General features: G+C 55.7%; 8 protein-coding genes. 4 read left to right on the forward strand and 4 right to left on the reverse strand.

Going from position 1 to position 15,102, the window contains the following annotated elements:
* The first annotated feature begins 181 nt into the window (after positions 1–181).
* Positions 182–571, forward strand: coding sequence for a hypothetical protein (locus V5D86_RS03365; protein ID WP_414595285.1), 390 nt, complete (start codon positions 182–184; stop codon positions 569–571).
* A gap of 1,221 nt (positions 572–1,792) precedes the next feature.
* On the opposite strand, the gene V5D86_RS03370 is transcribed toward V5D86_RS03365, so the two are convergent.
* A complete protein-coding gene (locus V5D86_RS03370) occupies positions 1,793–3,739 on the reverse strand; it encodes a bifunctional anthranilate synthase component I family protein/class IV aminotransferase (protein WP_414595286.1) in 1,947 nt (648 codons plus the stop codon).
* On the reverse strand, positions 3,730–4,299 hold the full coding sequence (locus V5D86_RS03375; protein ID WP_414595287.1) for an anthranilate synthase component II: 570 nt from the start codon (positions 4,297–4,299) through the stop codon (positions 3,730–3,732). The genes V5D86_RS03370 and V5D86_RS03375 overlap by 10 nt, the downstream gene beginning before the upstream one ends.
* A 457-nt stretch (positions 4,300–4,756) precedes the next feature.
* Between V5D86_RS03375 and V5D86_RS03380 the strand changes: the two genes are divergently transcribed.
* Positions 4,757–6,070 (forward strand): ATP-binding protein, encoded by a 1,314-nt coding sequence (locus V5D86_RS03380; RefSeq protein ID WP_414595288.1) that lies wholly within the window; start codon positions 4,757–4,759, stop codon positions 6,068–6,070.
* A 134-nt stretch (positions 6,071–6,204) separates the two neighbouring features.
* Positions 6,205–7,590 carry an ATP-binding protein gene (locus tag V5D86_RS03385; protein WP_414595289.1) on the forward strand — a complete coding sequence of 462 codons (1,386 nt, stop codon included), beginning with the start codon at positions 6,205–6,207 and terminating at the stop codon, positions 7,588–7,590.
* A 358-nt stretch (positions 7,591–7,948) separates the two neighbouring features.
* Here the strand turns inward: V5D86_RS03385 and V5D86_RS03390 are convergent, their stop codons facing one another.
* Positions 7,949–8,287 carry a hypothetical protein gene (locus V5D86_RS03390; protein ID WP_414595290.1) on the reverse strand — a complete coding sequence of 113 codons (339 nt, stop codon included), beginning with the start codon at positions 8,285–8,287 and terminating at the stop codon, positions 7,949–7,951.
* Positions 8,288–9,494: 1,207 nt separating this feature from the next.
* On the opposite strand from V5D86_RS03390, the gene V5D86_RS03395 reads away from it, so the two are divergent.
* Positions 9,495–13,550: a hypothetical protein gene (locus V5D86_RS03395; protein ID WP_414595291.1), complete on the forward strand. Its 4,056-nt coding sequence runs from the start codon at positions 9,495–9,497 to the stop codon at positions 13,548–13,550.
* A gap of 234 nt (positions 13,551–13,784) precedes the next feature.
* Here the strand turns inward: V5D86_RS03395 and sstT are convergent, their stop codons facing one another.
* Positions 13,785–15,020 carry a serine/threonine transporter SstT gene (gene sstT / locus V5D86_RS03400; protein WP_414595292.1) on the reverse strand — a complete coding sequence of 412 codons (1,236 nt, stop codon included), beginning with the start codon at positions 15,018–15,020 and terminating at the stop codon, positions 13,785–13,787.
* Between the last annotated feature and the right edge of the window lie 82 nt (positions 15,021–15,102).

Raw genomic sequence — 15,102 nt, forward strand, 5'->3', positions numbered from 1 at the left:
GGTGAACTCGGTCACCCCCATTGCAAGTAGATTCTTTATCTGAGCGATCGAACTGACCCCTGTAGCCACATCCGTCGGCATTGAAGGGACATTTGCAGGCGTGGTGATTGAACCAACACTCACATTCGTGTCTCCAGAGAGCTTCTCTCCTGCAACAACGGAAGTTTGAGGTCCATTTGTTATGGTTGTGCTAGAACCTGAATTGACAACGACAGCTCCAACATTCGAGGACGTAAGAGTACCAACTGTCACAGTTCCATTGTTGACGAGACCTGCAGACCCTCCGACAACAACAGTTGCAGAAGTCGCATCAAGATTGGCCCCAGCTGCAACTACAACAACCCCTTTGATGCTAAGGCTCCCCTCGACAGAAATGGATCCACCAATTGTAAGCTCTCCGGACTCAACAGTCACGTCTTTAAGCTTAGCTGTTCCAGCAACCTGCTTGATTGCACTCGCAACCTCGGTCGCTGATCCAGACCCGGAGATGGTCTTAAGATTTCCATCGATAACGATGGATCCTTCGGAAATCGTGAACTTGTTGTTCTCTACTGCAATCCCATTGATATGAACTTCATTTTCCGAACCAATGGAGACATTCGTATTATTCAGAACAAGATTCATCTTGGTATTGTTATCAGTGGATGTGAGAATTGCTTTCCCAGAATTCGCATCGATGGTGCATCCTGTCATGGTCAGTGATGCGACCCCAGCATATCCTCCTGCGTTATCTCCAACAAGGACTGCACTCATGGGGGCCTCGTTTCCCTGAGACCAGTTCGCATTGTCATAACTACTGGCAGTAGATCCAGTGTACCCATTGGTGAAAGTGATATCAGTGTCCGTTACAGTCGCAGTTCCACAACGAACGTAAAGAGACTGCCTCTCTCCTTTGATCGTAGAATCAGTGATATTGAGTTTCGCATTGGGAATATTGATGATGACAGTACAGTTGTCCTTGTCATTGTTTGTATATCCGGTCCCAGAAAGAGTAGATTTAGTCACATTTATCGTGAGTGTGTTATCTTTGGATTCACCGTTGTTAGTACCGATGGCGTATGTCCCCCCGATGATATTACAATTGGTAATATCAACCCTAGAGGCATCTCCATTGGGGAAAACAGCGGCCCCATTGGTGGTAAAATCCACATCATTCAGAACCAGAGAACCATTTTTCTCAATACTGAATGCAGATATGGTTCCATTTTTAAATCCAGACCAGTTGATAGTCCCGTTAGACAGGGTAAGTACCGCAGTATTCGTAGCCTCAGAAACAATTTTCATAGTGTAACCGCCTGTAGCGGTTACCTTGTACCCAGCAAGGTCAATGCTAACTGTTTGATCGACAACAGCGTTGGTTGTAAAATTCACATTAGCAATGTCATCCGTCAATACATAATTTCCACCATCGCCTGTGAGGGCGTTGATGAATCCACTCGAATCTTTAATCTGTATAAGATTCGAACTATCAGCATCGCTGTCCTCAGCCACCGCCGGGATCGCTGCGAACACCGCGAACGCGATCGCCAGTACGGCAAATGCTGAAAGCAGCTTTGCTTTCTTCATTCCAATTGTTTTCATGCGTATTCCTCCGGATCTCTCCGGTGTCGCACGCAGGCACTCATCCCACTCCGATCGGTTATCTCGTGCAGTACGGCCTACTCCGCACACAGTATATAGCCGGAACATCCGGAGATTCCCCGGACGTGGATGAAAGAACGGTGATTACATCCACACCGTTCGAATCAGACGTCGGATAATGGACAGAAATATCCATCACATACGTACAAGCTCAGGGACGACGACCTCGATCCATCCCCATGTCCGAGACGTACCTCGAGAGCACCCTCCCCGCCACGTCCCTGTCCGCGAACTCCACATCCCCTATGGACGCCACGGGCATCACCCCGAACAGGGAGTTCGTGAGGAAGCACCCCTCGAACCCGCGCAGGTCCTCCATGCGGACCGTCTCCTCGGACACGTCGAACCTCTCCATCACGTACCCCCTCACGGTCCCCGGGAGCAGCCCGCAGGATGCCCTCGGGGTGACGATCCTCCCGTCGCGCACGAAGAACACGTTGGACACCGAGCACTCGCATATCTCCCCGCGGCCGTTCAGGAACAGGACCTCGTCGAACCCGTCCGACCTGGCCGCGGACCTCTCCGAGTCCAGGGTCCCGCGCAGGGTGGTCTTCATCCCCACCACGAGGGAGCCCTCGTCCCTCCTGACGTCGGACACGGCGACCCTGAACCCCCGTACGCGGTCCCCATCGGTGTACGGGATCGGACGGTCCGAGAAGGACACACCCCTCGAGGACACCTCCACCCTGAGGGCACGGCCGTCCAGGCTGCCGTCGGCCACCCTCTCCCGCACATCCTCCGCGCTCACCGTCCGGCTTATCCCCAGCATCCCGGCCGCGGACGTCATCCTCCCGAGATGCTCCTCTAGCATCAGGCAGTCCCCGCCGTGCACGCGCATCGTCTCGAACACGCCGACGTCCGAGAGGTCCTCCCCCAGCGCCCTCATCATCGCCTTCGACTTCAGGGTGGTCTCCTCGTACTCCGACAAGGGGTCGGACTCGTAGGTTATCCCTCCCCCGACGCCGACCATGTACCTCCCGTCCAGATGCACCATGGTGCGTATCGCGATGCTCAAGACCGTCCTGTCCCTGGAGAACCATCCGATCGAGCCGGTGTACACCCCGCGGCCGCTCCTCTCCAGAGCGTCTATCGCGGTCATGCACGCGACCTTCGGGGCCCCGGTCACGGACCCTCCCGGGAACATGCAGGACACGATGTCCCCCAGCCGGACGTCCTCCCTGACGTCCCCGGCTATGTCCGATACCGTGTGGAACACGGTCGGATGCTCCTCCGGGACGCGGAACCCGCGGACCTCCACCGACCCGGGCCTGCAGAAGCGGTTCATGTCGTTCCTCTCCATGTCCGTGACCATCAGCAGCTCGGAGAACTCCTTCCCCGACCCCAGCAGCCCCTCCAGCCCCTCCTTATCCATCTCCGGGTCGCCGGTCCTCGGGCATGTCCCCTTTATCGGACGGGTGACCGCCCTCCCGCCGTCGATGTCCAGGAGGAGCTCCATGGACGATGATATCACCTGTATCCCGCAGAGGTCCAGGTACGCCCCGAACGGGGACGGGCTGAAGCGTCTCAGACGGAGGAACGCGTCGAACGGGTCGGTGTCCGAGGAGACCTCCAGCATGCGGGCGATGTTCACGATGTAGAACTCCCCCTCCCCCATCATGTCCCGGGCCCTCTCCACGGCGTCGATGAACCCTTCCTTCGAGGTGTCGCCGGTGATGCGGTAACCTCTCCCGCAGGGAGCCGGGGGCTCCCCTGCGGGATCCAACAGCATCCTCGCCAGGGACTCCTCCTCCACAACGGGCATGACGCGCCCCTTGCACGTGACGGACACCTCCTCGGAGACCAGGTCCTGCACGATCAGTACGTCGAAGTCCGCCAGCACGAACCCCGGCACCCCGGGCATGCGGCCCTTCAGGGCGATGCCGTTCTCCATGGCCCCCTCGTCGTACGAGATGTATCCCATGAGCGTACCGTCGCCGATCTCATTCAAGCACTCCCTATATGTGCACGAGTCGGGGGTGTGAACCCTGTACGGAACCATGCCTATGACGGACCTCCTGCCGAGGTCGCACTCCATGGACGAGTCCAGGAACACCGTGTCCCTCCTGTCCATCCTCGAGTAGACATCGATCAGGCGCACCTGTCCGCCTCCCTCAGGAAGTTCCCGACGATCCTCTCCCCGTGCTCGGTGAGGAACGACTCCGGATGGAACTGCACGCCGTACACCGGGTGTCCCGGCAATGACACCGCCATGACGTCCCCGCGGCCGTCCCTGGCCTCCACCCTGAGCGGCGACCCCTCCGGGACCATGGCGCATAGCGAGTTGTACCTCACCGCGGAGAATCCCTGGGGCACGCCCTCGAAGAGGCCCCTGCCGCTGTGCTCCACGCTGACGAGCTTGCCGTGCATCGGACCGCCGCCCCTCGCGATCCCCGCCCCGTGGGACGCGCAGATGGTCTGATGTCCCAGGCAGACGCCCAGGACGGGGACGGAGTCCCGGTATGCCGAGTACAGCCCCCAGGACCCGCGTCCCGGGTACGGCCTGCCCGGTCCGGGGGAGAGGACGACGGCCTCCACATCCCGGGGGGACACCTGCAGACACCTGTCCTCCGGAACCGTCAACACATCGTGTCCGGAGGACGCGATCATCGCCGATAGGTTATGGACGAATGAGTCTCCGCAGTCGGCAACGAGTATCATGCCCGGACATCGGCCGTGCGGTATTAATGGATGGGTGCTGGACGTGCCCGGAAATATGTACCAAATTAGTTTCAATAAGATTTTATCGACTTCTCAACATTTCGGCGACGAAAACGGAAGCGACCGTCGCATCCGGTCGCCGATGGTTTCACCCAGCGGCCCGGCCGGGCGGTCGGGTCGCACCCCCATATGGTTCTGCGACCTGTCCGGATCCTCCCGACGGCGTCCGTACGTGTAGCGAAGACGACGGTCAGCTATTGCTGTAGGTGTAGTCTCGCCCGCGTTCAGCTATGTCTATAGGTGTAATGAACAGGATCTTAGCTATTGCCATAGGTGTAATCTCGGTCCGAATCAGCTTTGGAATCGGTGTAATCATATAGCAATCATTTTCATAATAGATATCGTTTCACACGATGTGTCCGACAGACCCGTGTTCAAACGAAAGATCTATTCCCAGATGCTATCCTGGAAATCCGAGTGCAACGGGACACGCGCCCTTCTCATAGAAGGAGCCCATCATGTCGGAAAAACCACTATGGTCCTCGACTTCGCATCCAGGGAGTATGAATCATACCTCTATATCGATTTCACCAAGGCGGACAAGATCACCCGTGACATCTTCATGACCTACAGCGAAGACTACGACGCCCTCTTCCAACGCCTACAGCTGAAATACCGTACCTCCCTCGTCAAACGTGGGAGTGTCATCATATTCGACGAGGTCCAGGCATTCCCCGAGGCCCGCCAGATGATCAAGCACCTGGTCGCCGACGGTCGCTACGACTACATAGAGACGGGATCGCTGATCTCGATCAGACAGAACGTCGACAAGATACTCATACCGTCGGAGGAACGGAGGATACGCATGCACCCCATGGACTTCGAGGAGTTCCTGTGGGCACAGGGCGACGATGTCACCGTACCGCTCCTGAGACAGGCGTTCGAATCTCGCACACCCCTGGGACACGAGCTCCATAAGATGGTCATGTCACGCTATGCCACATACATGCTCGTCGGCGGCATGCCCCAGGCGGTCGAGACGCTGATAGGGACGAACGACTACTCCAAGGTCGAAGCTACGAAGAGGGACATCCTCGACCTGTACGCGGAGGACATGTCGAAGATAGACCGCGATCAGACGGCCAAGGCCCGTAACATATTCCTGAACATACCCGGGATGCTGTCAAAGCACGAGAAGAGCTTCTCCCCCTCGTCCATCAGGACGAACTCCCGGACCCGCGAGTACATGAACGCGGTCACATGGCTCAGGGAGTCCAGGATCGTCAACGTCTGCCTCAGGTGTACGGACCCTGGACCCGCGCTCGGCCTGAGCGTGGACGAGATGTCCTTCAAGCTGTACATGCTGGACACCGGACTCCTGTTCACATCCTCGTTCCAGATCATCGACGAGGACTGGGACGAAGTGTATGAACAGTTCCTCGGAGGCAGGTATGGACTGAACAAGGGGATGTTCATGGAGAACATGGTGGCCCAGACGCTCGTGGCCTCCGGCCATCCGCTCTACTTCTGCAGATTCAGGACCAAGGGCTCGGACAAGTCACATGAGGTGGATTTCCTGATGTCCTCCGCGAGATCCGTCGTCCCGATCGAGTGCAAATCCGGCCAGAACTCCACACAGCATGCCTCGCTGGACCGTTTCATGGAGAAGTACTCGGAATGGGTGGGGCCCGCCTATGTGGTGCACATGAAGGACCTTCGTACGGAAGGGGGCGTGACCTATGTCCCGATATACATGTCGATGTTCCTGTGAGTCCCGAGAGGCAGGGATGCGATGCGTCTCGACCCGTTCAGGATTTTATTGGTGTATTCACCAATGAATTTTTTTATTGGTCTGAATACCAATTATTCATCACAATTAAATACGCACCACCCCATCACGACATCATGAGACGGTTCATCGGAAGGGAGAAGGAGCTCTCCATCCTCGAGGACATATGGTCCAGGGACGGCATCGGAACGTGTGCAGTCTACGGCCGTCGCCAGATCGGGAAGTCCACCCTTCTCGACAGGTTCTCCGAAGGAAAGCGCACCCTGAAGATGCAGTTCAGCAGATCCTCTCCCTACGAGAACCTCGTCCGCATGAGGTTCGACCTGTCGGAGTTCCTCAATCGCGACATACCGGAACTGGACTCCATGACGGAGGCCATGCTCATGATCGCGGACGCATGCAGGATGGAGAGGACACTGCTCATACTCGATGAGTTCCCATATCTGGAGGAGGACTTCCCTCAGACATCCTCGATACTCCAACGCCTGATAGACGTGGACCTTAGAGGGACCGACACGATGGTCGTCATATGCGGCTCGTCGATATCGTCCATGCGCAGCATGACCGAGGACATGTCCAGTCCCCTCTACGGCAGGTTCACGGACCGTCTGAAGGTGGGTCCGCTGTCATTCCCGGAGTGCCGGAAGTTCCACCCCGACATGGACCCGATGGACACCCTCAGGCTCTACATGACCCTAGGCGGCGTCCCGAAGTACCATGAGATGGCGGATCGCGACAGCTACGAGGGGTGCATCAGGGAATGCTTCATCGACCGCATCAGGGACCTGAGTGCCGAGGGGGCATCGATGATAACGAATGAGCTGTCCCCTGGCTCCCATTACACCTCCATAGTCTCGTGCATAGCCGACGGCTCCGTCAAACAGAGCGTGATAGCGGACAAGCTCGGCATAGACAGGGGGGACTGCAAGAGACGCCTGGACAGGCTGGAGTCCATCGACCTGGTCGGGAGGAGGTCCCCCATGCTGAACGCCCCCGCCCAGCCATCATACGCGATACTCGATCCCATGGTGGACTTCCACTACAGCGTACTCCGCAGACATGAGAACGTCCTGAACGGTCCGGCGTCCTCCGACATGAAATACGAGGACATCAGGCAGGACATCGCCACCTTCCTGGGAAGGAGGTTCGAGGCCATATGCGGGGAATGGCTCGACAGGAACATGGAGGTGAAGAGGCGCGGGACGTGGTGGGGACGCGTGAACGGCGAGGATGTCGACATAGACATCGTCGCGACGGTGTACGACGGACCGTCGAGGACCCGCACCGTCCTGGCCGAGTGCAAGTTCCGTAACAGGCCCATGGGGTTCGATGCACTGAACTCCCTGGAGGAAAGGGCGAAAGCGGCCCATGCGGACGAGAACATGAGTTTCGTCCTGTTCTCGGGATCCGGATTCACCGAGAGGCTGTCCGAGTACGCCGAGGACCATGACGTGATGCTGGTCGGCCCGGAGGAGCTGCTGACCGGGCTGGATGGGTCATGATATTACGGTCTTGTAACCGATAAGCAATTTTGTTAAATCGATGACACCGTTCAGGACATATGAGAATCAAGATATCATAATAGGCACCTTGCCGAACCTCGAATTTGCACTGAACGGCTTTGCCATCATCACAGGACAGGGAAGAGCACCCTCCTGAAGGTCCTCCATTCCATGTTCCGACCATCTTGTGATATCAGATTCAGTGAAGAAATGGAATCGACCGATCGATCAGGAAATCGTCCGAACCTATCGCCCGAACACGACAACGTTACCGCCTCCGGGCACTGACTATCTTAATTCAACAAAATCCCCGAAAGGGAGGTCATGTTTGGAATGATACGGATCTCTCCAAATCAGATCATCTGGAGGTATCGGGATCCACAACGTCTTTTATCTGACGGTCTGCGGCCTCGAGCATTTTTGCGATCGCCCTCCCTTTGTCCGTGAGCCACCATGTGATGACCTTGCGCGACTTGGACTTCGGATCCGGCATTGCACATTCTGCCAGGCCATTGTCTGCCAACATTATCAGGATGTCCTTGTAACCATAACCGCGCTTCGTGATCGCACGCAACTCAGACTCGATCACAGACTCCCTCCCGTACATATATATCAGGATATCGATGGTATGCTTCTTCTCCAGAATTCTGACGCCGTAGATCTGGCTTTTTTCGGGATGGACATCTTCGGCGGACACACGGGTATGTTGTCGGATGAATCAATGATAATTTTGTAAAGATAATTTACATTAGTAAGAAAAGATTACTACATATAGTTCTTAAGACCATACTTATTCGATTATGACCATGCGAATGGAATGATCGGAAAGCTAAGCCCACATTGCGGTGTTTCACATGAAAAGGAACATATTGGAATGCTATCCGTGCTCGCGTCACGGGGCTAAGCAGCTCATGGCGGCCTTGACCATGACCGTAGCGGTCTTCGGCTGTCTCGTGTTCGCACCCATTAGTGAAAATGAAGGGGCAAACTCGAGCAGCTTGGTGGAGGTCGACACGGAGGATGAGCTCAAAGCCATTGCAACACGTGTGAATGGAGGCGACACCATGGCCGGAATAACGGTCAGACTGACCGCCGACATAACACTGACCGAGGCCTGGGTGCCGATAGGCAACAATGCCAGAACAATCATTGACAAAGATGCCAAAGGCATCAAGTGTTTCGAGGGTGTATTTGATGGTAATAATAGGACTATCCATAACCTGAAGAATACAGGGTATACTCCCGAGGATAGTTCTTTGAAAGACAAAGAAGAATACTTGTATGGACTATTCGGATTCATCAACAACGCCGTGATAAAGAATGTTCATCTAACAGGCGTTGAGATCGATACAGACACTGAGGACAAATTTGGAGACGGGGTCGGAGGAATTGTCGGATATGCCTTCGGAGATACCGTAATCTCTGGTGTGACTGTGAGCGGTTCCATCAAGGCATCGGATGGTGCTGGAGGAATTGTCGGAAGAGCATACGGAACGTCCATAGCCGTGTACAATTCGACGAATAATGCCGATGTAAGTCACAGCGCCTCGAATGGAAAATGTGGCGGAATTGTTGGGATTGCTTCCCAGGAAGTAAAATCCGTGATAATAGAAAATTCCACCAACACGGGCAACATCACTGGCTACAATGTAGGCGGCATCATAGGGTATCTCGGATCCAATAATAGTACGACTTGTTCAGTATCAATCTCAGACTGTGAGAATACTGGGAAGGTAGAGACTGTCGATAACCCCACTCAATCAGCATATGCGGGAGGACTGATCGGTTATGATCAAGGGAGTGAATCCAAAACAGTAAGGGTCGATAGTTTCACCAACTCAGGCACCATAATCAGCCATGGCTATTCCGCAGGAGGGCTTATCGGGATCGTTGGCAGCAAAGTCGTGATTGTAGACTCCGTGAATTCGGCCGATGTCACTGGAAAGCCCAATGCAGGAGGTATCGTCGGGAGCTCCAATGGGGATGTATCGTTCACGAACTGCTCCGTGGAAGGAACAGTCACCGTCAGTGCCAATGACATCGTGGGCGGAATAATCGGAAATGCAGGCGGAAGCTCCTGTGTGATAACATCCTGTTCAGTCTCACCGGAGATCGGATTGGATACTGAATCGGATAGGTTGGTCTCCACTGATGAGAAGAATACGTCAAACCAGGACACCGTGTGGAATGGAGCCGTACGCGGTATAGCCGTCGGAATGGCAAGGGAGACGAGACTGATCGTCGACAGTATGACGGATGAGGGATTCGAACCTGGGAAATACGAGCTTGTGGCAGACATCTACAGCAACGGAGGAACGAGCGAAAGCTACACCCTGCGCAACTGCACCACTGAAGGCATGATGACCTGGATGAACAACTCAGGGTCCATAAACCTCATACTCATCGGATCCTCGATCGGGGAAATCGTTCAGAATGGGAGAAGTCTCAAGATAACGTCGGATGCAACATCAACAGTGAACAATCTGGTAGCAGGAGCGAAGTATGACCACGATGTCATGATGAGTTCCGACTACAAGACCAAAATAAACAACGCATCCATCAAAATAGCATCGGGATCTGTACTGAATGTCGGATCATACGAGATATTCAATGAAGGAAGCGAGGATTGGAAGTTCTCCGGATCGTTCTGTGGCGAAGATGCCACAGCGTCGATCATCATGACGGAGAATGGTGAGACCATCTTGAAGTCCTGGAACCCGACAAGCAATGAGTGGGGATCGGGATCCACAGGCCTCAATGGAACCGGAGTTGAAGATGACCCCATCATCATAGGTTCGTACGAAGACCTACAAAAACTCCGTGAAAACGTGAACAATGGCTACAGCTACGCAGGACTCTATATCAGACTTGATACGAACATCACGATTACCGACGGAACCTGGACCCCCATAGGGACTGTGGATAAGCCGTTCTCCGGTCGTTTCGATGGTAACGGACATACCATCTCCGGATTGGCCATACCCAGTTCCACCGGGGGGAATGTGGATGTCTACCTCGGCCTCTTCGGATGCGTCAAGGGACAGCCTAACATGTACTATGACAGTACCGAGAAGTTGTACGACGACTCGGGATTCAGAGGGTCGATTTCCGAGGACGACTACTCTGCGGTCATCAAGGATCTGACCCTCAGCGGATTCAAGATCACCGCAAGCGGATCGAAGGTAGGGGCCCTCGCAGGAGAGACCTGGGATGCATACATCTCCAACATCTCCGTCGATGGAGAGTCCTCGATCGTGGGAACGAACTCGATCGGAGGGATCATCGGACGCGGTTACGGAACATACATCACGAATTGCGACACTGCCAAAGATGTCAATGTGTCCACTGGAAATAATGAGACAGATGAGGTGTACAACATAGGAGGTATCGCTGGATCCCTGCGTGCCTCCCCCAAAGAAGGGCCGTATCTGTCCGCGGTGGTCGGATGTACCAACAATGCTGTTGTTGACGCATATCTGAGTGCCGGCGGCATGGCAGGGATTGTCGGACAGATACCATCCGGGGATCCGATCGTCATCTACGACTGTCACAACACAGGAGCAATAACGATCACCGGGCATGGTACCGTAGATGATGCATACACAGCCGTTGCCGGCGGTATAGCCGGACAGAATCCAGGCGATAGGACCAATGTGATCGCCAACTGTAGCAATTCCGGAAAGGTATCCGGAGGGTCAGAAGGGTCACCGGTGGGTGCCCTGGCAGGAATCGCCAACTACTACACAGGATCCGTGATCGACTGCAGCAATTCCGGAGAGATCTCCGGCCATGCACATTTCTCCGCAGGCATTGTAGGGCATGGTGGCAACGTCGAGGTCATCAGCTGTGAGAACTCTGGAGGGATCTCCAACAGCTACAGTGGAGGATTCTGCTCCACACACTGTGCCGGAACGACCACGACGACGTATCGTGACATGGTATTCGAGGACATCAGCGAACTGGAAAGTTCATTGGTAAAGGCTGCAAAGAAGTCAAGTGAGCTGGTGAACCAGGGTGCATCCCTATACCTGGAGAATGTCACTGTCCAGGATGACTCCGGGACCTTGCAACTTCCTCAATTCCTGTCCGTCCTGATATCGGACGAATCCCTATGCGAGAAGTTGACGATCTCCGGAGATCGCTCATCATCGAACAACATCTCCGTGGGGATACCAGAATGCGATGTCACGGTCGCATCGGATGCCGCATTCGGTGACAATGGTAGAGTCACAATCACATCGGATGGGATGGTTCTCAGGAATAACTCCACCATAGGGCAGGTCATCGTGAATGGCGATGATGTCACGGTGTACAATCAGGGAACGGTCACGGGCCTGACGAGCATTGACGGCAGGACCGCCCAGGCCGGGGACAGGCTCGTCGTGTACAACGGGACCGAGTCCTACAGGGATGCGAAGATGAGCTATATCCAGGTACAAGGGATCGACAACAGGATCTACAACTACGGTACCATCGATAGGAGTGGCACAGGCCATGCGCTCAGCTTCGGCTCTGCCAGCCCTGTCGATGGAAGGAACGATACCACGGTGATCTTCGATAACTTCGGGACCGTCATCGGCGGAAGCACCAACGGAAATTACGTGATATACGCTCCAGGCGCCACACACATCGCTCTGACCAACCATGAGGGATCCGTCATGAAGCAAGGACAGGGAGGCAACTGGTACATCTTCTACGGATTGGACGGATACCCTAGAACAACAGGAACCCCATCCGAGAAGGGAGTCTTCGATTTCAGATACCGTCATGGGACGGTACAGGACCCCTCTGGTACTGCCGTGACCCCCATCGAGAATAATTTCGTCGGAGTTGGGGACACCGACCGCAAGATCAACATAATCGCACAGTACGAGGTGGTGTTCAGGGACGGATCCGGAAGGAACATCGACGTGATCGTCGATTCCGGATCGACCGTGCCCTCATCCTCCATACCTACGTTCGCCAAGACCGGATACACGATGACCGGATGGACTTCGAATGGGGGTGTCTGGACTGTCACGACACCTGTGACCGCGAACATGACGATAGATGCGACCTGGAGGATGGATGCACCTACCGTCGAGACGGATAGCTCCTATGGGACCGATATCCCCGAGGGCGGCCATACCACCCTGACCGCGACCGCATCCCATACTCTGAATGCCACATTCTCATACCAATGGTCGAAGGATGGTGTGGAACTACCGAACGCGACCCAGAGCACCTTGGAGGTCTCGTCCTCGGGGTCGTACAGCGTGAGCGTCACGGCAACGTACGGCTCGGATTCCTCGTCCGCGACCGGCCCTGTCATCGCAGTGACCGTGTTCGAACCGGAGAAGCCGTTGCCTACGGACAAGATAGACGAGTCCGGGGATTCGAAGACCCTCGAAGGAGACTCAGAGATCATCATCGAATCCACGGACAAGCATGAGGATGTGACCATAAACGCGGAGATCGGAGAAGTGAAACTGACCGTTCAGGGAAGCTCCGAGAAGGGATATGTACGTTTCAAGGCAGAGGTCTTGACCGACCCCGAGTCCGTACTTCCATCCGCCGAAGCGGGAATCGACATCGAGATCAAGAATTTTGACATAGACGATGAGAAGGGAATGATCGTCTCCATCCCTGTCATCGTATCGTCCAATAAGGATGTTGAAGCGATCCTCGTATACTATCTGGATGAGATCAACGATGAACTCGTCCCCATCGGAAATGGTACCCTCTCCAATGGCGAGATATCGTTCTGGACGAATCACAACACGATATACGTCATCGACATACAGTATGAGGAGACCACATTCATCCCATTGCCCGATCGTGGTGATGGGGGCGTGGAGGTCATCCCGCCCGAGCAGCCCTCGAACGATGATGAGAGCGCCAAGGTCCTCGCATGCGCCGCCGCTGCAGTGTTTGCCGCGATCCTTGCCGTGTACATCATGTACGACTTCAAGAAGAAGTGACCCACCTACATCGGGCGGAGACCACAGAGCCGCCCGATCAAACATCTTCGATATTTTCACATGATTCCAAGCAGCATGGTAATTCAAATACTGACGATAGAGAGGCAATCAAGACTCGAGATCCGGTGTATGGACCGGAGCAGGTGTCCAAAGGACCAGGGCCTGATGTTAACGCAACCATCCCTGATCCTTCGGATTGTCCGACCTATCATCGAACCACTGAAGCAAGACCTATCATGGTCGCCGTCGGCGGTCGGCCTCGTCTGCCGTGACCCTGATGTCCGTGGTGGCGGAGAAGAACACGTCCGCGGACGAGTTCAGGGCGGTCTCCATGGAGTCCTGGATCACACCGATGATGAACCCGATCGCGACCATCTGCATGGCGACGTCCCCGTCGATGCCCAGGAACGAGCATGCCATGGGGATCAGCAGCAGGGACCCTCCGGCGACCCCCGACGCGCCGCATGCCGCGACCGCCGCTATTATGCACAGCGGGGCGGCCATCAGGATCGGGACGTCCATGCCCAGGGAGAACGCGGCGCACAGGGTCATCACGGTTATCGTGATCGCCGCCCCGTTCATATTTATCGTCGCCCCCAGTGGAATCGACACGGAGCAGAAGTCCATGTTGAGCCCGAGCCTCCTGCACAGGTCCAGGTTGACGGGTATGTTGGCCGCGGAGGACCTCGTGAAGAACGCGGTGACCGCACTGGTGCGTAGGCACTCATACAGCAGGGGATAGGGGTTGCGCCTCATGGCCAGCGCCGAGATGACAGGATTGGTGACGAACATCACGACGGCCATGCATGCGACCAGCAGCACGATGAGCATGCCGTAGTCGGCGAACACCTCCAGCCCGTTCGTGGACACCGTCTCGTAGACGAGCCCGAGTATCCCGATGGGAGCGAACTCGATGATCACGACCACCGCCTTGACGACTATGTCCGAGACGTTGGTCATGACCCTCACCGTGGCCTCGTTCGCCACGGTGCGCATGACCATGCCGATCAGGACCGCCCAGAACAGGATGCACAGGTAGTTCCCCTCGATCAGCGCGGTGACCGGGTTGGAGACCATGCCTATCAGGAGCCCGGATATCAGCTCGGCTATCCCCTCGCCGTCGTACTCCCCTCCGGGCGGGATGTCGAGGTCGACCGTCACGGGGAACGCGTACGAGAACACGGTGGCGACGACGGTCGCGACGATGGTGCTCCCCACGTACAGCATGAGGACCATCCTGAACCTCCTGCCGTGACCGCTGACCTGCTTCGACAGCGAGCTCATCACCAGCAGCATGACCAGGATCGGGGCTATGGCCTTCAGCGCCCCGACGAACATGGACCCCAGTGTGGAGAGGAACGGTATCCCCGGCAGGGTAAGCGCGAGAACGGCACCGATCGCCAGTCCCGCGACGATCCTTATCACCAGGTTGACGGATGTCCACCTCTCGTAGAGGTCTCTCAGGCCCATGTCCCGGAGAGATGGGACGGACATAAAAAGGGTCCTGTCCCATCGGCGGTCCGGAACGTGTTTGGTCGGGGGACAGGCCCCC

Origin of the sequence: Candidatus Methanoprimaticola sp. MG2, from assembly GCF_047501175.1 — an archaeon.
Lineage (GTDB): Archaea > Thermoplasmatota > Thermoplasmata > Methanomassiliicoccales > Methanomethylophilaceae > Methanoprimaticola.

Coding starts and splice junctions, on each gene's coding strand:
- V5D86_RS03380 (WP_414595288.1), top strand. CDS start 4,757: ATGCTATCCTGGAAATCCGAGTGCAACGGGACACGCGCCCTTCTCATA.
- sstT (WP_414595292.1), bottom strand. CDS start 15,020: ATGGGCCTGAGAGACCTCTACGAGAGGTGGACATCCGTCAACCTGGTG.
- V5D86_RS03365 (WP_414595285.1), top strand. CDS start 182: ATGGTTGTGCTAGAACCTGAATTGACAACGACAGCTCCAACATTCGAG.
- V5D86_RS03385 (WP_414595289.1), top strand. CDS start 6,205: ATGAGACGGTTCATCGGAAGGGAGAAGGAGCTCTCCATCCTCGAGGAC.
- V5D86_RS03375 (WP_414595287.1), bottom strand. CDS start 4,299: ATGATACTCGTTGCCGACTGCGGAGACTCATTCGTCCATAACCTATCG.